Source organism: Pirellulales bacterium, assembly GCA_036267355.1.
GTDB lineage: Bacteria > Planctomycetota > Planctomycetia > Pirellulales > DATAWG01 > DATAWG01.
Map to the genome: position 1 here is coordinate 1 of DATAWG010000133.1, position 22,937 is coordinate 22,937.

General features: G+C 61.5%; 16 protein-coding genes. 10 read left to right on the forward strand and 6 right to left on the reverse strand.

Annotation, left to right across the window (positions count from 1 at the left end):
* Nucleotides 1-137: 137 nt before the first annotated feature.
* The 3 genes from VHX65_20645 to VHX65_20655 form a co-directional block, all read right to left on the reverse strand.
* Nucleotides 138-1,109, reverse strand: coding sequence for a hypothetical protein (locus tag VHX65_20645; GenBank protein ID HEX4000966.1), 972 nt, complete (start codon nt 1,107-1,109; stop codon nt 138-140).
* A gap of 439 nt (nt 1,110-1,548) precedes the next feature.
* Complete coding sequence (locus VHX65_20650; GenBank protein HEX4000967.1) at nt 1,549-2,016, reverse strand: hypothetical protein; 468 nt, start codon at nt 2,014-2,016, stop codon at nt 1,549-1,551.
* A 306-nt stretch (nt 2,017-2,322) separates the two neighbouring features.
* Entirely contained in the window at nt 2,323-3,366 is a 1,044-nt protein-coding gene (locus VHX65_20655) for a thioredoxin-disulfide reductase (GenBank protein ID HEX4000968.1), read from the reverse strand.
* 274 nt (nt 3,367-3,640) lie between these two features.
* On the opposite strand from VHX65_20655, the gene VHX65_20660 reads away from it, so the two are divergent.
* From VHX65_20660 to VHX65_20680, 5 genes are all read left to right on the forward strand, one after another.
* The gene (locus tag VHX65_20660; protein HEX4000969.1) at nt 3,641-5,881 is read left to right on the forward strand and encodes a carbon starvation protein A; all 2,241 of its coding nucleotides are present in this window, start codon (nt 3,641-3,643) and stop codon (nt 5,879-5,881) included.
* 2 nt (nt 5,882-5,883) lie between these two features.
* Nucleotides 5,884-6,300, forward strand: coding sequence for a DNA polymerase ligase N-terminal domain-containing protein (locus VHX65_20665; protein ID HEX4000970.1), 417 nt, complete (start codon nt 5,884-5,886; stop codon nt 6,298-6,300).
* Nucleotides 6,301-6,462: 162 nt separating this feature from the next.
* Entirely contained in the window at nt 6,463-7,350 is an 888-nt protein-coding gene (locus VHX65_20670) for a sugar phosphate isomerase/epimerase family protein (protein ID HEX4000971.1), read from the forward strand.
* A 757-nt stretch (nt 7,351-8,107) separates the two neighbouring features.
* Nucleotides 8,108-9,547, forward strand: coding sequence for a hypothetical protein (locus VHX65_20675; GenBank protein HEX4000972.1), 1,440 nt, complete (start codon nt 8,108-8,110; stop codon nt 9,545-9,547).
* Between the two features lie 120 nt (nt 9,548-9,667).
* Nucleotides 9,668-10,855: a polysaccharide biosynthesis/export family protein gene (locus VHX65_20680; GenBank protein ID HEX4000973.1), complete on the forward strand. Its 1,188-nt coding sequence runs from the start codon at nt 9,668-9,670 to the stop codon at nt 10,853-10,855.
* A 172-nt stretch (nt 10,856-11,027) separates the two neighbouring features.
* Here the strand turns inward: VHX65_20680 and VHX65_20685 are convergent, their stop codons facing one another.
* Together VHX65_20685 and VHX65_20690 are read right to left on the reverse strand one after the other, a co-directional pair.
* Nucleotides 11,028-12,293: a hypothetical protein gene (locus VHX65_20685; protein ID HEX4000974.1), complete on the reverse strand. Its 1,266-nt coding sequence runs from the start codon at nt 12,291-12,293 to the stop codon at nt 11,028-11,030.
* Between the two features lie 318 nt (nt 12,294-12,611).
* On the reverse strand, nt 12,612-15,020 hold the full coding sequence (locus VHX65_20690) for a hypothetical protein (GenBank protein HEX4000975.1): 2,409 nt from the start codon (nt 15,018-15,020) through the stop codon (nt 12,612-12,614).
* A gap of 533 nt (nt 15,021-15,553) precedes the next feature.
* Here VHX65_20690 and VHX65_20695 point away from each other — a divergent pair.
* The 5 genes from VHX65_20695 to VHX65_20715 all read left to right on the forward strand — a co-directional run bounded on the left by VHX65_20695 (nt 15,554) and on the right by VHX65_20715 (nt 21,821).
* Nucleotides 15,554-16,414 carry an undecaprenyl-diphosphate phosphatase gene (locus VHX65_20695; protein ID HEX4000976.1) on the forward strand — a complete coding sequence of 287 codons (861 nt, stop codon included), beginning with the start codon at nt 15,554-15,556 and terminating at the stop codon, nt 16,412-16,414.
* 106 nt (nt 16,415-16,520) lie between these two features.
* Nucleotides 16,521-19,019, forward strand: coding sequence for a DUF1592 domain-containing protein (locus VHX65_20700; GenBank protein ID HEX4000977.1), 2,499 nt, complete (start codon nt 16,521-16,523; stop codon nt 19,017-19,019).
* 96 nt (nt 19,020-19,115) lie between these two features.
* The gene (locus tag VHX65_20705; GenBank protein HEX4000978.1) at nt 19,116-20,459 is read left to right on the forward strand and encodes a DUF1552 domain-containing protein; all 1,344 of its coding nucleotides are present in this window, start codon (nt 19,116-19,118) and stop codon (nt 20,457-20,459) included.
* Nucleotides 20,460-20,624: 165 nt separating this feature from the next.
* The gene (locus tag VHX65_20710) at nt 20,625-21,182 is read left to right on the forward strand and encodes a flavodoxin family protein (protein HEX4000979.1); all 558 of its coding nucleotides are present in this window, start codon (nt 20,625-20,627) and stop codon (nt 21,180-21,182) included.
* Between the two features lie 270 nt (nt 21,183-21,452).
* Nucleotides 21,453-21,821 carry a hypothetical protein gene (locus tag VHX65_20715; GenBank protein ID HEX4000980.1) on the forward strand — a complete coding sequence of 123 codons (369 nt, stop codon included), beginning with the start codon at nt 21,453-21,455 and terminating at the stop codon, nt 21,819-21,821.
* Nucleotides 21,822-21,966: 145 nt separating this feature from the next.
* Here the strand turns inward: VHX65_20715 and VHX65_20720 are convergent, their stop codons facing one another.
* Entirely contained in the window at nt 21,967-22,725 is a 759-nt protein-coding gene (locus VHX65_20720) for a hypothetical protein (GenBank protein HEX4000981.1), read from the reverse strand.
* Between the last annotated feature and the right edge of the window lie 212 nt (nt 22,726-22,937).

Below are 22,937 nucleotides of genomic sequence, written 5' to 3' on the forward strand. Positions count from 1 at the left end.
GGCGGTTAACATCCAAACTGCGATAAAAGCGATGGCAAAGATTGGGACAGATGACTTCAAAATCGCTCCTTCCAAAACGTGCCTGGCGCAAGCGACAGAGCGCGTCTGGATACCGGGTCGGATCATAGTGGCGGACCTCAATGCGGCGAGACCGATGAGCCAGGAACAGCGTCAACTCGCCGCGTCTGTATTTGAGCGAGAGTGTCGTTGACGATTTTGAACATCGCGTTAAAAGCGTGCGGGGAGTGCTGTCCCCCCGTCGCCAGCCGGATTATTGGGTCGCGCGTGAACGGCATAAACTCGGCTCGTTCGTCGGCAATGCGCCAATCCTTGCGCGGTCCAGTCCTCGCTAAAAGCAGTAGCATCTTATCGCCTCGGCTAATTTTCGAAACTCGGTCATCCAATATGAAGAATAGCGACCGAAAATTGGCGTCGAAGAAAAGCTCATGCGTCTTCGCGGCGTCGTATTCGCCTGACAAAGTTCCAAGAATCTCGAACGCATAACGCTGGCGGTCGGATGTGCTCGAAGGTACGACCTCGCTCGCCTCTGCGTAAACCACGCTATGCTGTCGCCAGAATTTGGGGCTTCTACCTGCGATGGGTCGCGGCTTTTGACGCAACTCCTGAACAGACGCCAGTGTGCCTCGCACTGGAGCATCCGAGAGCCGGTTGACGATCCTGAACGGTTCGATCGCTGGCTCGGCCTCCCTCCAGTCAAACTGCACGACGTACTCATGATTCTTGGAGGGCTTCGCTGCTAGTATGTCAGTGCTGAACAGTGCCACAAGAACCTTATCCCGAGGTTTCGCCGCGACACGGCGGGCGCAATTTACCTTTAGGATGGGCACCGCGCCCGCGTCGTACCCGCCAGAAAGCGTGCCAAGGACATGAAGAACAATCGTTCCCGAGCCGGAATCGCCGGATTTGGTCCATTCATGCGACACCTCGGCGTAAATTATGCAATTCCATGTCCAGAAGCTGTCCGAGTCAATCCTGCCATTCACCAAAGACGGTATTGCGTGCGCTGGACCTCCGGAAACGAGCGCGGCAACCAGTGCCGCGCCCGACAACAAGGCCGCGCGAATACGAATGCTTGTATCATTTCGCATGACGACGCTCCAAAAAGCACCAATCAAGCAGCCATCGGCGGCGGCAAGTTGAAGGCGTGATGGCGAAGCTGGTGGCTAGAAAGTCGGGAACCACGTCGCTTTCTCGCCGACCACGTTCGCGACCGGAAGGTTCGGATTGATCTCAACGCCACTTGTCAATGGTTCCCACGATGCCGGTAGGATCATTCCGGCCACCGACGCGTTGGTGTAGTTGAAATCCGCCGCAAATGTGCCCGGCAATTCCGGGGACACCATACCTAAGGGATGCCCCCTCTCCACCCTGTTGCTTGGGGCCGCGCGGTTCATGGCATCGCGGCAGGCTAAGGCCAAACTACCCATTTTGTCAATATCGGACCGGTCCCGTTTTTGTCTCCCAGCGCGAAAAACGGCTGGGAGGTCGCATGTCGACCTCCCAGCCGTGAAGAGTTGGCTGCTCGGATTACGGCGTCTTGGCCGCCCCGGTCAGAACTCCGATTGGCGGAACCCCGACGATCGGACGCGGATGCGGCTTGACCGGATTACCGTTGCCGCCTCCGTGACCTTCGCCGTAGCCGTCGCCAGTGCCGAAGGTGACCGGAGCGGGGAAATTGGTTCCGGCGCCGCTATCGGAACCATTCGAATCCGCGTCGGGATTAGGCAGCCCGTTGCCGTACTCGTTGATCCGATGCTTGTGAGTCCGCGACGCGGTCGCTTTGGTTGCCTTCATCGCGCGGCTCAGTTTTTTCGGCCTGATCGTCGTCGTTCCGCGCGGATTCGAACCGGGGGAACCTGCAAACCCAGGATTCGAATGCAGGGCCTTTGCCGTTCCCTGTCCAGTTTGCATTACCCGGGCGAAGCCATTGTTCGCCAGCAGGCTAAAGCCGGCGACGGTCGCAAGCACGGCGGTCAATTTCAAAAAGCGGTTCATGGCACACTCCTCATTTCTTGACTTAAACGGGTTGTTGGTTAGCTCCACCACTACATTGCTCAGCGGAGAACCAGAAGATTTGTTACGGGAAATTCGCCGGGGTGCCACTGGCCAGCGCAGTCGGCCAGTGCGAACCGCGAGTTGACGTCGCGTGTACCCCGGCCAACGGCGGGAATTCGAGCCGGCTGGTCGACTCGATCCTCATGCCGACACGGGCCGACTCCGCTGGCCAGTGGCACCCGGCACCGCTACGCGGCGCACATTGCCGGACAAGCCGGCAGTGGCACACGGTGTCGTCGCGGCGAGTCAATGGTGCCCGTGGGCGAGCCAGCGTTCGGCGTCGATGGCGGCCATGCAGCCGGTGCCGGCGGCGGTGACGGCTTGGCGGTAGAAATCGTCGGCCACATCGCCGGCGGCGAAAACGCCTTCGACGCTGGTGTTCGTGCGATTCGCCACCGGCCATTTGATGTATTGCTTCGGCGTCAATTCGAGTTGGCCGCCTAGAAATGACGTGTTCGGGGTGTGGCCGATGGCGAGAAACAGACCTGAAGTCGGCCGGTCGTGCGTTTGTTCGTCCTTGGTGCTTCGCAGGCGAACAGCGGTGACGCCTTCTTTCGGCGAACCGAGCACCTCATCCACGCCGTGGTTCCAAACCATCTCGATTTTCGGGTTTTTGAGGGCCCGCTCGGCCATGATTTTCGAGGCCCGCAATTCGTCGCGGCGATGGACCAGATAAACGCGGCTGGCGAATTTCGAGAGAAACGTCGCCTCTTCGACGGCCGAATCGCCGCCCCCCACGACCACGAGCGGCTTGTTGCGGAATCGCGGCAATGCGCCATCGCAAACCGCACATGCGCTGACGCCGCGATTCTTATAGGCGTGCTCGGAATCGAGCCCTAGATAATTGGCCCGCGCGCCGGTGGCGACGATCAGGGCCCGCGCCTCGGTGGTCTCGCCGCTCAGCGACTTGAGGCGAAACGGGCGGCGGCTGAAATCGACCGACTCGATATCGTCGGTCACGACGCGGGCGCCGAAATTGATGGCTTGCTGCCGCATCAGTTCCATCAATTCCGGTCCGGACACGCCTTTGCCGTGGTGGGGGTGCATGTACTCGCGCCGCTCCTCGCTTAGGCTGTTGTCGAGATAGGCATTCAAATTGCCAACGGGAAAGCCGGGGTAATTTTCCACTTCGGTGGTGAGCGCCAACTGCCCGAGCGGCAACGTGCCCGAGAGGCGGTTCTCTTCCGTCATGGCCCCTTCGAAGAGCAGCGGCTTGAGCTCGGCGCGGGCGGCGTAGATGGCGGCGGTCCAGCCGGAAGGCCCGCTGCCGATGATGACGAGATTTTCCATGATGCTTTTCAATTCAGAGACAGGCAGAAGCTAAATCACGAGGGTTGAAACTGGCCACTACGCGCGAAACCGCAGGCGCGCGCGGCTGCACGGACCCTGCTTTGGCCGGTTATTATAGGACTCGCGGCTGCCGCGTCTATCGGCTCAGCTTGCCGCCGATCGGTCGATTGACTTATTCTATGCGGCGGTTCGTCGATTGAGCGCGAGTGTCTGCCGCTCTCGTCCTGTAGCCTGTAGCCTCAAGTCTGTAGCCTGTAGCCTGTAGCCTTCGACCATGCACGCAATGCCGATCATGCTGTTGGTGCTGGCGTGTTTGGCGGTTGCCTATCGCTATTACAGTGCTTTTCTGGCGGCACGGGTGGCGGTGTTGGACGATTCGCGGCCCACGCCCGCCGAGCGGCTGAACGATGGCCAGAACTATCATTCGACGCCGAAATGGGTGTTGTTCGGGCATCATTTCGCCGCTATTTCGGGCGCGGGGCCGCTAATCGGTCCGGTGCTGGCCATGCAATTCGGCTATTTGCCCGGGCTGATTTGGATCGTGGTCGGCGTGTGTTTGGCCGGGGCGGTGCAAGACATGCTTGTGCTGGCGGCGAGCGTTCGCCGGGGCGGGCGATCGCTGGCCGAAATCGCCAGGGCTGAAATCGGGCCGCTGGCCGGCGGCCTTGCTTCGATCACGATTCTGTTCGTGGTCGTGATCGCGTTGGCTGGGCTGGGAATGGTGGTGGTCAAAGCGCTCGGTGGCGAGGAGGTGACTCTGGCGGCCGGCACCGTGCTTAACATGCCGCAGAAGCCGCGCGTCAGCAGCGGCGGCGGCGACGGCCGCCAGCGCATCGCCGTGCCACCCGGCTCTCGGCTCACCTATCCCGATGGCGGCAGCGTCGTCCGCGGCGAAGCATTTACACTGATCCACGCCGGCAAGCCGATTGCCGGGCTGGCAGCAAGCGGCGCGACGGCGGCTTTTTCGACGGGTGCCCCGAGTCCAAAAACCGTGGACGACCGACCGACGACGATCACGCTCCCGCCCGGCGTGCGGCAGGAAGTGCGCGGCAGTTCGTGGGGCACGTTCACGATCGCGCTGACCGTGCCGATCGCGCTGTTCGTCGGGTTCTATATGTATCGGCTGCGCAAAGGGCGCGTGGTGGAAGCGTCGTTGATCGGCGCGGCGGCGACGCTGGCGGTCACCGCGCTGGGAGCCTGGATTCCCGGTTCGGCGATCGAATCGTATTTCCAGCTTTCGCGCGGGGGCACGATTTGGGCCATTTGCGTGTATGGATTTATCGCGTCGGTTTTGCCGGTGTGGTTGCTGCTTTGCCCGCGGGATTATCTTTCGAGCTTTTTGAAAATTGGCACGATCGGGCTGTTGATCGGGGCCGTGATCGTCGCCAATCCGAAGCTGGAAGCGCCGCCGATCAATCATCTTTATGCGGGCGGCGGCGGACCGATCATGAACGGCCCGATTTTTCCGTTCTGCTTCATTTGCATCATGTGTGGCGCGATTTCGGGTTTCCACGCGTTGGTGGCCTCCGGCACCACGCCCAAGATGGTGTCGCGCGAAAGCGATGTGCGCACGATCGGCTACGGGGCGATGTTGATGGAAGGCATCGTCGGCATCGTGGCCCTGATTTCCGCGGCGACGCTTTCGCAAGGCAACTACTACGCCATCAACATCGATTTGGACAAGGTGCCGCAGCACGCCAAAGAACTTGCCCAGATGGGCGCCGATACCGACACACTCGCCCGGGTCGAACAGCAGGTCGGCGGCGAATCGCTTCGCGGCCGCACGGCGGGGGCGGTGACATTGGCGGTCGGCATGTCGCAGATTTGCACGCAAGCAATGGACCGTTTGTCGGGCGGCCGGCTGAACCTCGATGCGGTGATCAAGTATTGGTATCACTTTGCGATCATGTTCGAGGCCCTGTTTATTCTGACCACGATCGACACCGGCACTCGGATCGCCAGATTCTTGCTCCAAGAAGTTCTGGGGAAAATCTACAAGCCGTTCGAGCGAACCGATTGGCTTCCCGGCGCGGTGCTGTCGACGGCGGCGGTGACCGGCGCCTGGGGGCTGCTGATCGCGACGGGTTCGATCGACACGATTTGGCCAATGTTTGGCATCGCCAACCAGATGCTGGCCGTGATCGCGCTGGCGGTGGTGACGACCGTGATGTTCAACGCCGGCCGTGGCCGCTATGCGCCACTGACGATTTTGCCGATGTTGTTCGTGATTGCCACGACGACGACCGCTGGAGTGCGCATGGCCAGCGGCTCGTTTTGGAACGGCATGCTCGCCGGCATCACGGGCCACAACTACCCGCAGGCGATCAAATGGGGCCTGAATCTCGCGGCCACCGTGTTCATGATCGCGGCCGTACTGCTGATCGTCGTCGAGGCAATAACCAAGTGGCGGAGCGGGGCAAATGGGAGAGGGGCCAGAGACCGGGAGCCAGGGGTCGCAGAGCAGGGAGCACCCTTTGACGAGGATGCCGGCAGACAGGCGCCGATCGAGGGATAACGATGAACGCGGAAGAAGCCCAGCAGCATCCGCGTTTTGTGCTATTGCGGCATGAGGGCTCACCCGGCTACAAGCCGGGCGAACACTGGGACCTGATGTTCGAGGTCGGCCGCTCGTTGCGAACCTGGGCACTTGCCGAAATACCGGCGGCAAATCGAGCGATCGAGGCGGAACAACTGCCCGATCATCGCCTGGCATACTTGGAATTCGAAGGCCCAATCTCGGGCAAGCGGGGTAGGGTGACGCGCGTTGAATCCGGGCTATATGAACTCAAATCTCACTCCGGCGTCGAATGGACGGTGGAACTACGCGGCGAACGTCTTCGCGGCCGGTTGACGCTGCGCCGCACATCGCCCGACGCGGATCCCTGGTTCTGCACGTTCCGGCCGGCATCCGCCACGGGCCGGGGCGCTACCTAGGCCGGCGCGCCGCGACGGAGCGTATCGCTGGCCGGCGACGCGCTTTCACACGCTCGGCGTGCCTCTTCAAACTCGCCGTCGATTCTGGCATAATCGATTTTCGGCGGTGGATAACGACCGATCGGGCTTTTCTTTTTCTGCTTGGGAATACGAGGGAGTCGGATGTTCAAGAATCTCAGCACCGAATCGCTCGGCGTGTCGGGGCGCGACAGCGAACTCATTGAATTGGCGCTGTCGTTCGGATTCAAAGGCATCGATCTCAATCTGACTGATTTCCAGGAGCAGGTTCGTGTTCACGGGTTGCCGCGGGCTCGCCGTTTGCTCGATAGCGCGAAATTGAAAATCGGGACCTTTCGCTTGCCGCTGGTGTGGGACGACACCGACGAAGCGTATCAGGAAGGGCTGAAGTCGCTCGGCGAGCAATTGAAGTTGGCGGCTGAAATCGGCGCCACACGAGCCGTGACCACGCTGGCGCCGGCGAACGACGCCCGGCCATACCACGAGAACTTCGAATTCCACCGTCGCCGGCTGACCGAGGTCGGCGAGTTTCTGGCCCCTCACGGAATCCGCTTGGGCATCGACCTGAATACCTTGGCCGCAGCGCGGAAGGATCGTGCCTATCAGTTCATCTACTCGCTCGATGCGTTGGCGATGTTGGCAAGGATGATTCGGCCGGCGAATGTCGGCATCGTTCTTGATCCTTGGCAAATCCGTGCCGGCGGCGGCTCGATCGACGATGCTCAAAAAATCGGCGGGGCTCGGATCGTCGCCGTTTATTTGTCCGACGCTCCGGTCGATATGGCGCCGGTCGATCTAACCGAAGAGCAACGCCTCCTGCCCGGCGAAACCGGCACAATCGATTCCGCTGCGCTCCTCGCGCGGCTGGCCGAATGGGGCTTTGATGGTCCGGTGACGCCACGAGCCCATCGCAGTCGCATGGCCGGAATGCGCCGAGATCAGGTCGTAAAGCTGGCAGGCCAGCGTCTCGACGAAGCCTGGAAGGCGGCCGGGCTAACGCCAGCGGGAAAATTGCTCAACGCCAAGCCGTAGCCGCGACTCGGTGAAGGGTCTGCGAAATGGGGTGTTTTATCAAACACGCCTCGCCGGCTTCGAGCCTCACCGCCGAGGCACCGAGAACACCGAGACGACAGGGCCGCGTCGAACGGTGATGTGTTTCACCGCCTGCGTCAGCGGTTTTGCGAGTTCCTTCGGGTGCTTTCCGCTGCTCGCGCTGTTCTCTGTCCTACGAACGTTCGAATTCTTTGCCAGGCGCGCCGAGTCCGCTCCATCGTAGCAGGCACACTCCGTGTGCCGTCTGCCCTGTACCGTGCGCGGGCGCCGCGGAGCGCCGACGGCACACGGAGTGTGCCTGCTCCTTGGGCTGCGGCCCTGCCGATTGTAACGCCCACTCCGGCCTTTCCACCGTTTTCGGAGGAATCTCTTGTTTTGAAGCTGCCGAACTTGCGGCATGGCGAGTTCCATGTGCATTCGTTATGACGCCTGGAGCGCCGTACTTTCTGCGCTCCTCGCTGCAAAACGATGAATTGGGTCATTCGGTCCCTTCGGAGCGGTCGATTCGATGCTGTAGAAGCAACTACAGCTAAGAATCGGTCGTGCAGTACCAGCCGACAAGATCGGCTCGGTAGGACGGCTGGGCAGCACCCAATCCGGTTTGCGCGGGGACGTAGCGAAAGCGCAGGGACGAGCGCACGGAGGAACGCCCACGGACGGCTCCATGGATGGAGCAAGCCGGGCACGCGGACGAACGTGGGGATGTACGATGGATCGCCAGTCTGGGGGAAGCCCCTTGCCCAAGGCAACTCGCTTCCTCGTCGCGGTGCTGTGCGGTTGCGCGATTGGAAGCTGGACCGGTTGCGGAAGCACGTCCGCGCCCGTCGAACACTCGAGGCAAGCGCGCGATGATTCGCCGAATGGCGCGTCGCCGATTCAAACCGCGGCAAATGGCTCACCGGATGGCGCGGGGGTTGCGCGCGGACTGCGCGATCAAGGTCCGCGGCTCTTGTTGAGCGCCCCCCGAGCGTTGGCGGTCAATGGCGCGACGCCGGCCGGCGAGGCAATTCATTCGGTGGCTTGGGACAATTATCCCACGGTCGGCGGCATCGGCTCCGATGATGGGCCACACGTCCGTCTGGCGCAGGCTCAACCAATGCCCTTGCCGATCGACGGCCCCGTTCTCGAACCGCCGCAAGAGCCGAGCACGCCGCAATCAGCCGGTGCGCCGAATTCATCGGCCATTGTGCCGCTGCCACCGATGGCGCCGGCGCCGCCTGCCGAGCCGGTTGCATCGCCGCTCGTCCGTTTCGCCCGGCCCGCCGTCGCCTGGCAGAATCCAACACCGCCGTTCCGGGGCGATGAATTCAGCGCGGTCGAACGGCAGGCGAACGCCCAAACGGCCCTCGGCTTTCAACTCGGCCAGCGCGGCGCAATTTATTCGGCGCGCGCCCAGTTCGTTGCCGCCTTGCGCACGATGGCCGAAGCACTCGACTCGGCCAGCGGCGGCAATGGACACGAGCAGATGCTCGTGGCCGGCCTGCAGGCGCTTGATGAAGCCGACGACTTCGCCCCACGCAGCGCTGGCATTCAAAGCGATTTGGATGTGGCGCAGATCGTGGCGGGGCACCAGACGCCCGTGCTGAAAGACGTCCCCTTGGATGGAGTGAATTGCTCGACCGCGATGTCGCGTTACCTGACATTCGCCCAGGATCAACTCGCCGGATGTGCCGCGGGCATGCCCAGCGGCTCGACCGCTTTATATGCACTGGGGAGGATCTACCGCGTACCGGAATCGCTGCACGGGCCTGTCGATCGAACGCACGGCGCGAAAGCGGTGGCGCTGTATCAAGCGGCCTTGTCGGTCGATAATCGAAATTACCTTGCTGCGAACGAGCTCGGCGTGCTGTTGGCGCAATTTGGCCGACTCCCGGAAGCGAAAACCGCGTTGTTGCATAGCATCGCGGTCTATCCGCTGCCGGCCACTTGGCAAAATCTCGCGGCCGTGCATCGGGCCCTCGGCGAACGCGACTTGGCCGATCGGGCCCATCAAGAAGCCCTCTTGGCTGTTGCGCGGCAGTACCGAGGCGGCGCGGGCCAAACCATCGCGGTTGAATGGCTTGACCCGGCCCGATTTGCGGCCACGACCCCGCTGAACGTCGATGGCCCTGCGAACAATCATGCCGGGCGACAAACCGTGGCGGCCGGAGGCGCGTCGACCTCCGCAACTCGATAAACCATCAAAGCGCGGCGCAGGGATCGGCCCCAATCGCCGTGCCCCTGTTGCCGAATGAGGTAGGAACCAATGCTCGACCAAATTGCTGCCCGTGCCAGGGGACGATCAAAAGTGGTTTTCATGCGTCGCTGTGCCGGCATTTTGATCGCCTTCTCGACCGCAGCGATATTCGCAATCGCGCCGTTGCAAAACCCGCCGCAAAAAAGCGGGCATTTCGCGTTGTCGCAAAATCAGCCTGCCTCCGTTTCGCAAGCCGTTTTGCGACTCCACGATTCGGGCCCAGCCCACGGCCGAATGCTCGACGGGGCGGTGCGGCTATGCCAGGCCGAATGCGCTTGTTCGGCCTGTTCTCCATGGCAACCCGGCGGCCCTGGCGAGTACGTCGATCACGCGCGGACCGCGCATGTGCCCGTGTATCGGATTCGCGTCGACGACATGCTGCGGTGCGTCTATCGGATCACGCGCAACGAATCGCCTCGTCCGTACCGCCTCAATGTCGGCGATGAAGTGCTTGTCGAATCGTTTTCCGACGCGAATCTCAATCGCAGCCTGATCATTCAGCCCGACGGCACCATCACGCTCCGCTTGTTGGGCCAGGTGCCCGCCGCGCATCTCACGGTGCCGCAACTTCGCGATAAGTTGGAAACAGCCTATCAAAAGCTTTATAAGGCGCCGGCAATCACGGTAACGCCGGTGCGCGTAAATACGAAGCTCGAAGATCTGCGGGCAACGGTTGATGCCCGGGCCGGCACCGGCGGCCAAGGCTTGGAAGTGCGCGTCACTCCCGACGGCTCGATCAGTCTGCCGGCCGTTGGCCCGGTGCCGCTTCAGGGGCTGACGCTCGAGGAAGCCGAACGCGAGCTAAACCTTCGCTACGCGCTCGTGGTCGATGGGATCGAAATCACGCCAATTCTGGAAACGCGGGCTCCGCGATATGTGTATGTGCTCGGCGAAGTAAAACTTCCGGGCCGTTATGTGCTCGAAGGGCCGACGACCGTGATGCAAGCCATCTCGATGGGCGGAAGCTGGAATGTCGGTGCAAACTTGAAACAAATCGTCGTGTTCCGCCGCGGCGACAGTTGGCAACTGATGGCCACGATGCTCGATTTGCAAGCGGCGCTTTCCGGCAAATGCAAATGCCCGGCCGGCGAAATCTGGCTCGGCGACGGCGACGTCGTGCTGGTGCCAAAATCGGCGATCCTCCGGGCCGACGATTTCATCAATCTCGTCTTTACCCGCGGCGCCTACGGTGTCATGCCGTTTACGACCTCATATGAATTCGGCCTGGCGGCGACCGTGCTTAAATAGGGCCGTCTGCCATTGCGGCAGGATTGCACGAGTCGATGCCGCAAATGGTGACCGCATGGGGCGCCGCGTGGGCATCGCCCAAAGCATCTTTCAAGGCGATAGCACTCATTGTTTCGTCTTACCGTTCGACCGACAGGATCGGTAGCGCTGGCGCGTGCGATCCGCTTGCGCGTCACTCGCCCGTCGCCCGTCGCCCGTCGCCCCTAATCCGCTGAGCCGCGTGGCCGCATGCGTAGGCGACGCTGATCGTCAGCAGCATGATGCTGAAACACCACGCGGGCGCGACGCCGCGAATCGGTTGCAGGCCGAGTGGAGGGTCGCGCTCCATTGGCGTGGCGAGCGTCATCGCGGCTGCGGTGCCATACAGAGTCGCCACGATCGCCATGACGAACATCGTGCCCCAGAGCGATGCCCAATCCGGAATCGATACCAACCAAGCGACATACGCCAGTTGCAAAATCGCGATGAGCAACACGCCGCGCGCCCAGCCGGGCGCGATGCCCAGATCCCAGTATTTCGGCGAATGCAGCGCCGGCCACATGCTCAGCAGTGTCACCAGCGCCATCGCCGCCGCAATGCGATACACGGTAGGACGCACCGCCCATGTCGCGCCCGTGCGAACCCGCGCGGGCGGCCATGAGCTCGTTGCGCCGACTGCCGACCGGCCCACGATCGAAGGAGTCTTCCGGCGCCCCGGCCGAATCGTCGCGACGGTTTCAGTTCGCGGCGGCGACAACCGCAATGGCGACGCTGCGGAGGGCGGCGGTTCTTGGTCCGCCGGCTGCCGCGGCGCCAATGCCGGCTCCTCGAATTCTCCGACCACCACGTCCGATTCGCTGCCGGCTGGCGGCTCTGGAAAATACGGCGGCGGAGTATCGCCCAATACCTTCCACGATCCGATGATCTTTGCCTTATGCCCGACAGTGTCGAAATTAATATCGTGGTTCACGTCCACTGCGGGCGCGGCTTGCTTCGAGATCAGCTCGGCCGTCGGCAACGGTAGCGTTTGAGCCATGAGGTCGGGCTCGGCCGCGACCGGCGATTCGGGTTCCGCCGTCGGTTGTGGGCTTGTATCCGGCGGGTGTTGAGCCGGCGGCGATTCGCTGATCGAGATCGGCATGAGAACGGTGTCGGCCGCCGCGGGATCGGCCGCGGACGGCGGCGCAGCGTTCGCCGGCGCGACCGTCGCTGGTCTGTTTGCGGATCCCGCTCCCGGCGGGGCGATGGCCGCAGACGGCCCGGCGGAACCTGCCACCGCGCCGGCGGTTCGTTTGCCCAGCCGCGACTTTGCCGCGAGTAGCTCCACCACCTCCGCCGGCCGATTCAACGGCGGCACGTGCACGATCTGACGGCAGAACGGGCAACGACCGGCACGCCCCGCCATGCTATCGGCGATCTTCAGCGCATGGCCCGAGGGACAAGTGACGGCGATGGACATACTCGCGGCACCGCGTGGCGAACGAAGCGTGACAACATCGCCTCCAGTTTGGCCGCGAGCAATTGGTTTGTAAAGCATGCGGCGGCAGACCGCAGGCTGGCTGCGCGACCACTGAAATACGCGAAAGAAAAGCGCTTCTTGCGCGGCGTGTCGGCGTGACGCGGCATTATCAAGAAAAACGAGCACTTGCGGCCCGTTTTATGAAGCCGGCGCAAGCGATCTGTTCGAGTGCGGTCCCGGCCGTCGCTGCTTTCGTACCTCACAGCCTCACAGCCTCGTAGCGCAGCCTCACAGCCTGACAGCCTCACAGATCTCCCCTCACCGATCGACATACACCCGCGTGTTTTCTTCCTTTGTTACCGGCTGGCGCATGTCGTCGGTTTGCACTTGCACTTTCACACGCAGATCGCCGGCCTGAATGCCTTGGGCACGAATGCGAAACGTTGCTTCGCCTTTCGGTTCCAGCCGGGCGATCGGCTCGAATTGAACCGTGCGGTGATCGATCGTCGTGCGGGCTGGGCCTTCGGCTCGCAATGGCTTCAACTCGGGCGGAAACAATGCCGTCACCTGCAGATTTGCCGCGGCCATCGAACCTTCGTTGACCACATGGATCTGGTAACTGGTTTCGCCGCCGACCTCGATCGCTTCATCGGTGCCGCGAACGTCGAACGTCACCGCAGCCAGCCCCTCGACCATGACGGTTTTTTCCTTGGCGTCGATGAGGCCTTGCTTGGCTTTTCCCTCGAACTTCATTCGCTGTTCGCCGGCCTCGATCGGTACGGCCACGAGTGTGACACTGCCTGTTTCGGAGGGGGGCAATTCTTCGAGATTCCACGTGACCGTGCGTGTTTCCGGATCGTAATGGCCGGCATTGTTGGCTTTGACGAATTTCATTCCTTTCGGCAATTGCGTCACCAATTCGACATCGCGGGCCGGCGCGGTGCCCGGATTCGATACGGCCACCGTGTAAGTCGCTTGGCGTTCGAGATACCGCCGCGTCGGGCCGGTCATCGCCACCGACAGTGCCGGAGCAACGATGTCGAATTCGACCCGCGCTTGGGCGTGCAATTTGGCGTCGCCGCGGGCTTGCAGACTGTTGATGACGTGTCCCGCTTCGACGGCCGACATCGACAATTCGATCTGCCGCGATTGGCCCGGCTTGAGCGTTCCGACGTCGAACTCCAGTTCTGCGCCGGCTTTGTGCCGCAATCCGTGAGGCACGTGTTCCGAAAGCACGATGCCCGTCGCTGTGCCCGTTCCCGGATTGCTGATCTGCACGGTCATCGTCGCCGTGTCGCCAATGAGCACCTGCTTGGGGGCCGAAAGCTCGAGCGCGAGTCGCGGGCGCGTCGCCAACGTATGGACGGAAACTTCCGTGCGAAATGTCACCGTGGCCGTGCTGCGGATATCGCCTTCCGCGACCGGCAACATTTCCAGTTGCACGACGGTCTGTTCGCCGGGCTTTAGTTCGCCGAGCGACCAGGCCAATTGGCCGTCGGGCCCTTGCGTCGTCGGCGGATTCGACGAGATGAATTGCGTGCCTTGAGGAACGGTGTCGTGAACTTCGACACCTTCGGCCGCGGCCGTCCCCGCATTGCGCACGCGCAATTCGAATCGAGCCGTCTTGCCGACCTGCACTTCCGCCGGAGCGATTTTTTCGATCGACAGTTGCGGCGACTGCGAGCTCTCCACGTGTTTCGAGTCGGGATGCTCCGCGGCGGTTGCACTGAGAGCGGAGTCGGGGGCGCTTGTGACATTCGCGGCCGCATCGATGGGCCGAAGACTGCCGATCGTCATGCCCGAACTGCTAGGGGCCAAACTGGCCGGCGGAATCGCGATCGGGGCCAAGATCGGACCAGATTCCGCGGGCTGCGGCGTCGCTTGCGGGAGCGGCTGCGGCGGTCCGTAGCCACTCGCCGCCGCTGCAGCATAGTTCGACCCTGCCGCACCATAGGCCGATGGCGCGTAGACCGATCCAGGATTTGGCGGCGGCACTTGGCCGGCCGGCGGCGGCTGCTCGGCAATGATCGATTGCGACGGCACGATGGGGGCGGCGCTCGGCGGCGGCACCAAGATCGCCGGGGCTTGGGCCACTTCGATCGAAGCGGCAGGCGGCAGCGGGCCGAGATAGATTGCGTGTCCGGCCTTCGCGCCGCTCGACCCACTCGAAGGATCGAGCGGGGCGGTTGCCGAGGCGAGCATCAGGGCATTCGGGAAAACCGCGTTGCCCCCGATCGTTTGTCCGGCGGGCATCGCCGCTTCCGTTGCAGTCGCCCGGCCGCTCGTCGCGGCGTTTGTTGGTGGCGCAGCAGCGGGCAAGGCGTTCGCGGCCAGCGGTGTGGGATCGCTTCGAAGTCCCAACGGATCGTTTCGCGCCGCGAGAGGATCCACCGCCGGAGCGCTCTCGCTCGCGGTAGATGTCGGATGGACCGTCAGTTCCATTCCGTTGGCCGGCGTTTGGATGTTTGCGACCGATCGCGGTGGAACGACCGGCGATTCAGAAGGAATATCCTGCACGGACACCAAGCGCACCGACGAAGCGTTCGAATTTGCCGGATCGGCCGCCACGACCTCGGCCGGCGTTTGGCGATTGGCAAACGGATCGCTGCTGACCTGCTGCGGATCGCCGGAGCCATTTAGTCCGCTTCGCTGACCGCGGGCAATCGCGATCAGGCCCAGCATCAGGATCAACGAAAGCGCAGACAATCGCACCAGGAGACGTTTCATGCGTCGGCTCCGCTAGCAACAGGGGGCGACGAGCTGGAAAAGATTGCCCGAGGCTCGTTCTCGGGAGTCGATCGTCGCAAGCGCCTTGGTGGGCAGCGGCGCGACTTTGAAGCGGCGTAGTTACCAAAATCCGCCGCAAGCGGAAAGGGCAATTGCCGGCAAGGCGAAGCCGCGCCGGGTGCCACTGGCCAGCGAAGTCGGCCAGTGCGAACGCTGCGAGACTCGGCGATACTCTCTTGCACGTCGCCGTTTGCCGAGTGTTCTCGCGTCAGACGTCGCCAAGCCGGAACGTCAACTCGCCGGCTGGCACTGGCCGACTGCGCTAGCCAGTGCTGGCAGTGGCCGACTGCGCTGGCCAGTGCTGGCAGTGGCCGACTGCGCTAGCCAGTGGCACACCAACAAGCCAGAGCCACGCCAAACGGCCAATGGCCCTCGTCCGATCGCCTCACGCCGCAACTCTGCACAAGCTATACTTCTGCGCCCATGCTGTCGTCGCGCAATTTTTCCAGCACTCGCCGTCGCAAAGCAATCCTATGTCCATCGTGCACCTGCTGCAGATTCTCGTGCTGGCTCTTATTCAAGGGGCGGCGGAAATGCTGCCGATCTCGAGCACGGCTCACGTCACCGTCGCCGCTCGGCTGATGAATTTCGACCACGGAACCGACAGCCAATGGGCCTTCTTGCTGATCATGCTGCACACCGGCACGATGCTGGCCGTGCTGGTGTATTTCCGCGCGCGTTGGAAATTGCTTTGGAAGCAAGTCCCGGCATTAGCGGTGGCGACCTTGGCCACGTTGGCGGTGGGCTACGTCCTCAAGGAATTGATCAAACATTTTTTCCTCCGCGGTGCGGCGGGAAAGCAGCCGCAAGAGATCGAGCACCTGTTCCTCCAGCTACCCTTGATTGCGGCGGCCCTTGCGGCGGCGGGAATCGTGATCCTCGTTGCCGGCCTCAAGGACCGCAAATCACCCGGTCGCCGTAGCGATATTGGGCTATGGCCGGCAACCGTCGTCGGCATCGTGCAAGGATTGGCGTTGCCGTTTCGCGGCTTCTCGCGCTCCGGGTCGACGATCTCGACCGGAATGTTTTTCGGCATCGATCGCATTCGTGCCGAGGAATTCAGCTTCGCGCTGGCGGTGCTGCTCACTCCGGTGGTGATCGTCTATGAAGCGCGGCAGATTGTGGGCCATGCCGCCGCGGTGTCCGATCCACAGCACGGCCTCGTGCCGCTCGTGCTGGCGAGTCTGGCCGGCATGGTGTTCAGCTTCTTGGCCGGCCTGTTGGCTCTGCGCTGGCTATCGCGCTGGCTGGAGCGGGGCCGTTGGCAATGGTTCGGCGGCTATTGCCTGGTGGCGGCAGTAGCCGTGCTGGCGATTCATTTCGCAATGCCGTAAGCGGCCCAAGCAAAGTTTGGCTATTGGCTCGGAATCCGTTATAATCGGCGGCGCGATAATTCCTGCCGGAGCGATGCTCCATTCTTCCCTCCTGCCGCCCAGCCGCATGCCGAGTCTGCCTCGCGGAAACCTGCGATTGCGCTTCATCGTGGCGATGTGTGCCGCCGGCGGATGCTTGGCCTTTTGGAGCATCGGTGGCCCGAGCGGTGAAGTCGCCGGCGAAACCACCGCACCCGCCACGTCCATTTCCAACAGCGCCGGCCAGGTCGATCCCGCCGACGTTGCTGTTTTCTCGAAACACGTCACGCCGTTTGTCGCGAAATATTGCGGCGATTGCCATTCTGGCGATTCGCCCGAGGCCAAGCTCGATCTGACGAAATATGCCGACGCGGCTTCGGTCGTTCACGCCAGAAGTATTTGGCGGAAGGTGTTTTTCAAGCTGGAAGACGGCGAGATGCCGCCGCAAGACCAAACCCAGCCGAAGGCAGACGAAGTCGCCATGGTGACGCATTGGATCGACGCCCAGTTGGCGCGGCCAGTGCCATTTTTCGAACAAGACCCGGGCCGGATGACAATCCGGCGGCTCAACCGGGCCGAATACAACAACACGATCCGCGATCTGATGGCGATCGACTTCCATCCGGCCGATGATTTTCCGACCGACGATGTCGGCGACGGCTTCGACAATATCGGTGCCGTGCTGTCGCTGTCGCCGATCCTGATGGAAAAATATCTGGCAGCCGCGGAGCAGTGCGTTGATCGGGCACTGACGATTCTGCCCGAGTCGCCGCCGCCGGTTCGGGCATTTCGCGGTTCGAGCCTGGATGTCGACGGCAAGATGGAAAAAATCTTTCGCGGCATCATCTGGATTTCAAGCGGCGAAGCTTATCTCACCTGGACCGCGCCAAAAGACGGACAATACGATCTGCGCGTTCGCGCCTTCGGCGAGCCGGGCGGCGACGAACCTGTGCGGGCGGCGCTCAAGCTCGACGGCCATGAACTGGAGCAGTCCAATGTCAAGTCGGGCCGGCCGAACGCCGCCGCGACGCTGGCCCAGACCCTGAAAATCAACGCCGGCAAGCATCGCATCGCGGTTGCAATCCTCGGCGGCCCGAGCGACGCGAAGGACGCAAAATCATCAAAAAAATCGAAGTCGAAGGACACGGATTCGTCGAAACGCCCGAGCCGGCTTGCTATTTTGTCGCTCGATATCGAAGGACCGGCAAAAACGGAACCGACGTTGTCGGAATCGTATCGCCGGATCGTCGTTTGCCGGCCGGCCGACGGAAAAGATGGAACGGAGGACGGGAAGCAGGATGCGAAGCGAGATCCGAAGGCCGCGGCGGCTGAGCGGGCCGATTGTGCGCGCCGCGTGCTCCGCCATTTCGCCAATCGAGCGTTCCGCCGGCCGGTGCGAGACGAGGAACTTGATCGGCTGATGGCGATTTGGCGCGAGGCCGACGCGAAAAATCCCGGTCCCTTCGACCGCAGCTTGACGTTGCCGCTGGAAGCGGTGTTGGCATCGCCGCAGTTTTCGTTCCGCGTCGAAACCGATCCCGACACGAATCCCGCGAGGCCACATCGGATCAGCGATTTCGAGTTGGCCTCGCGGCTGAGCTATTTCTTGTGGAGCAGCATGCCCGACGACGATCTCTTCGCGCTGGCGCATCGCGATGAGCTGCACGATCCGGCGACGATCGAAGCCCAGGTGCGGCGGATGATCGCCGATCCGCGGAGCCGGGCGCTGGTGGATAATTTCGCGGCCCAGTGGCTGCAATATCGCCGGTTGGCGAGCATGGTGCCCGACAAAACCGAGTTTCCGCAATTCGACGAATCGCTCCGGATCGACATGCGCAAGGAAACGGAGCTTTATTTTTCGCACATCATGCGGGAAGACCGCAGTGTGCTGGAGTTCCTGGATTCGAACTACACGTTCTTGAACGAGCGGTTGGCGAGTTTTTATGGAATTCCCAATGTGAATGGGAGCGATTTTCGCGAGGTTTCGGTGGCGGGAACGCATCGCGGCGGCCTGCTGACGCAATCGAGCATCTTGCTGATCACGTCGAATCCTGGGCGGACAAGTCCGGTTAAGCGGGGAAAGTGGATTCTGGAAACTTTGATCGGCGCCGCCCCGCCGCCGCCACCGGCGAATGTGCCCCCGCTCGACGACCGAAAATCGGCCCTCCACGGCAGTTTGCGGCAACGGCTCGAGCAACATCGGGCCAACCCAATCTGCGCCTCGTGCCATAAGACCATGGACCCCTTGGGCTTCGGGCTGGAAAACTTCGATGCCCTCGGCCGCTGGCGCACCAGCGACGGCCAGTTTGCCATCGACTCGAGCGGAACTCTCCCCGGCGGACATACGTTTAACGGGGTTGACGGATTAAAGAAGATTCTTTTGGCTCGCCGGGATCAGTTTTGCCGGTGCTTGGTCGAAAAGATGCTAACATACGCCTTGGGTCGCGGGCTGGAGGATTACGACGCGGCTGCGGTCGATCAAATTGCCCACGATGCCGCCGCAAACAATTATCGATTTTCCAGTTTTGTGATCGGAATCGTCCGCAGCGCGCCATTTGAATTGCGACGCGGGAAAGACCAGAAGTAAGCGGCATCGCTTGACGTTGGCTGGCATGCCCCCGGAAGCCGTGGGCATGGCGCCGTGCGAGCGAAGCAAGAAAGAAAACTTTCAAGGAGCAAAGCCATGAGCCGTACCACGCGGATTTCGAGGCGGACGGTGTTGCGCGGACTGGGCAGCGTAATCGCCCTGCCGGCATTGGAAGCCATGCTCCCTCGAAAGGCGATTGCCGCCGCGTCGTCGGCGATTGGCCCGAAGCCGCCGACGCGCATGCTGTGGGTCTACACGCCCAACGGCCAGCACATGCCCGATTGGGTGCCGCATGGCGTCGGCACGGATTTCGAGCTGCCGCGGACGCTCGAACTGTTGAAAGATTTCCGGCGCGACATCTTGGTTTTGTCGGGCTTGGCTCAAGACAACGCGTTTGCCCACGGCGACGGCGGAGGCGATCATGCCCGCGCGCTGGCCACGTTTCTCACCGGGTGCCACGTGCGCAAAACCAGCGGGTCGGATATCAAGGTGGGCGTGTCGGCCGATCAAGTGGCCGCTGCACAACTCGGCCATCTGACGCGGTTCCCGTCGCTCGAAGTCGGCTGCGAACATGGCGGCCAGGCCGGCAATTGCGACTCCGGCTATAGCTGCGCCTATTCGAGCAACATCGCTTGGCGCGGCGAGGCCACTCCGGTCGCCAAAGAGGTGAATCCGCAATCGGTGTTCGACCGCTTGTTTTCCGGCGGTGATCCGGCCGAGCGCGAGCGCCGCAAAGCGAGCCAAAAGAGCGTGCTCGATTTCGTGCGCGACGACGCGAGCCGATTGCAGAACCAACTCGGCCAGAACGACCGCCGCAAGATGGATGAGTATCTCAGCAGCGTTCGCGAGCTCGAACAGCGACTGGCCCGTCCCGGCGACGATTCGATTCCCAAGCCCGCGATGAACCGCCCCAGCGGCATTCCGAAAGATTTCGGCGAGCACATTCGCTTGATGTACGACCTCCTGGCCGTCGCGTTCCAAACCGATTCGACGCGGATCGCGTCTTTCGTCGTGGCCAACGAGGGGAGCAACCGCAGCTACCCGATGATCGGCGTGAACGACGGGCATCATGAGGTGTCGCATCATGCCGGCGACAAGAAGAAGCAGGAGAAGATCGCCAAGATCAATCGTTTCCACATGGAGCAATTCGCCCGCTTCCTCGGCAAGCTGCGTTCGATCAAGGAAGGCGAGGAAACGCTTTTGGACCATTCGATGATCGTCTACGGCAGTTGCATTGCCGACGGCAATTCGCACGCTCACGACAACCTGCCCATCGTGCTGGCGGGTCATGGTTCCGGCTCTCTCAGCCCGGGCCGGCATCTCGATTATCCGAGGAAGACGCCGCTCAACGATCTTTGGTTGGCGCTCTTGGATCGCATCAACGTCAAGGTCGATCACCTCGGCGACAGCGACGGCCGCCTGCCGCAATTGAGCGGTTGAATGCCGACGCTGTTTCGCGGTCAGACTTAGTTAAAAAGCGAGTTCGGCCGAAGCGAATTGGCAAACCGCGCACCCCGTTCACGGGGTCTTCCGCGCAGCGGTGTTAGGCCTGCCGTTTTACGGCAGCTTGTCGTTTCTGAACTCTGCCTGGCTCGACGAAGCCCCATGAACAAAATCCTCGTTCTCTTCGATTCCGCCAGCGGCAATACGGCGGCGATGGCGCGGTTGGTCGCGGAAGGAGCCCAAAAAATTCCTCTAACCGAAGTTCGCTTGTGCAGCATCGACGAGGCGGCCGCGGCCGACGTGCTGTGGTGCGATGGAATCGCGGTCGGCAGCCCCACGAACATGGGCTTGCTCTCCTGGAAGATGAAGCGATTCTGGGACGATCCGATGCGCGAGCACTGGATGGCGGTTGATGGGAAGATCGGCTGCGCGTTTTCGTCCTCCGGTGGTTGGGGCGGCGGAACGGAGATGGCCTGCCAGTCGATCCTCACGGTGCTGATCAATTTTGGCTTTCTTGTGTTCGGTGTCACGGACTACGTCGGCAAGTTGACCACCCTGCACTACGGCGCGATCACGGCCCGGCAACCTAGATCCGAAGAAACCCAAGCCGCCTGCCGCATGCTCGGCACCCGGCTCGCCGAGTGGACCGCCGCGCTCATCCATGGCCGCAAGGACCAGCATCCGTTGCAAAAGCCCGAACCCCGGATGCCGCCGGGCTGACCCGCGCACCGAAGCGGTTAGCCCCGCGCTTGGGATTTCGTGCCCATCGCAACATTGGTTCCCCCCGTACTTCGTGCGACGCCTCACGATGGCCATGTTTCATAGAACAGCCTTACAGGTCGTGGCCTGGCAACAATTCATCACGCTCCCATGCCGTCGTCAATATGAAAGACTCCCGACCCCTTTGATTCCCTCTTTGATTCCCTGAGGCGGTAAACAATTACCGAAGAAATAACCGTTAAGCGTTCGCCAAAACGGGCGTTCGTCGTGATGCCGTTTTCCGACGAATACAATGATGTGTACCTGCTTGGTATCCGAGACGCCGCTGAGAAGCTTGGCATCGTCGCAGAGCGGGCGGACGAAATTCAACACAATGACTCAATTCCCGACGTAATTCGTCAGCGGATCAATCGGTCCGACGTTGTGATCGCCGAAACTACCAAGCACAATCCAAACGTGTATTACGAGGTTGGACTCGCGCACGGCATTGGCAGACCAACTGTTTTGATCTGTAGGAAGGCGGACACTATTCCCTTTGACTTAGCGGCAATCAATCACATAGTCTACGGTAGCATTTCTGATTTGCGGGAAATGCTTACAACGCGGCTGCGGACCACGTTGAAGCTGGATGCATCGTAAGCAACGATTCAACCGGAGTTGCGATCCGGCCGATTTACAGTGTCGATCGTTCCCATGCCCCTGTGTGAACTGCAAAGTCGGCATAGGACGTACTTAGGGCAAACGGGCGTCAGAGGTGCCAAGCGGGATGGGCATTTCACTCTCGCTAAGATGAGCTTTTAGTCTGACTGCGCCCCGTCAATATCTCCATGTAGGGCCGCATACTATCTCGATTGTCCCAAGTCGCCTTGATGTGGTCGGCTAATTTTGCGATATCGTTCTCGACGGTGTGCGGCCAGATGTTGGGGTTATAGTCTTCGATCCGCAGAATGTCCACGTCGAAAATCCGGTCAGTGCCAGTGGCTCGGATCAATGCAACCGGCTTCTCGTTGGCGAGCCGAATTCCTAGCTCGCACAAGACATTTGGGTTGTGGTCCGTAAGATCAGCGATTACAAGATCAGCTTCCACCAGCGCGTTGATTATCGTGGTATGGATCACGTCGCTACCTTTCTTCCGCGCTGTCTCAACTGCAAAACCGGCACTATTGCCAGCCGGAACAATAATGCATTTTAGTACGGCCTCGAAGAAGCCCGTGGGTCGAGGTGTTGCTCCCTTCTCGCTGAATGGCATTATTACGAAGGCGGTGCGATCAAACTTACCCTTCGCTGCACCTACAACCTGGATGTCTTCTGAGGCCGACTCGTTGACCTTGGACTTTGCTTTATCGGATGCCGCGGCCGACAAGCCCTGTTCGATGTCAAGGAACTTGCAGTTCGCACGGAAAATAGTCTCGAACTCATGATGAAAGTCCGGGTCAAGCTGAAATTCCTTCGACAGCACGTTTCCAAAAAAATCGCCCTCCGTCGGAATGGACTTGCTTCCGCCATAGTATTCATAGACCCGTTTGAATAGATCGATGCTCATGAAAGCATCGATCGTCTTTTGCTTCCTAGTTTCCTCGTCCTTGGCGAAGAAGATTTCATTGCCCAGAGGAGCTAGTCCTTAATCAAGCGAACTCTCTTGGGTGAATTCGCGAACAATTTCGAAAAAACGAAATCCCTCGGCGGTTTTGCGGTGTTTCATGTTTGTTCAGGAACAACGAAACCGCAGCCACGGAGGGATTTCGAGTGAACATC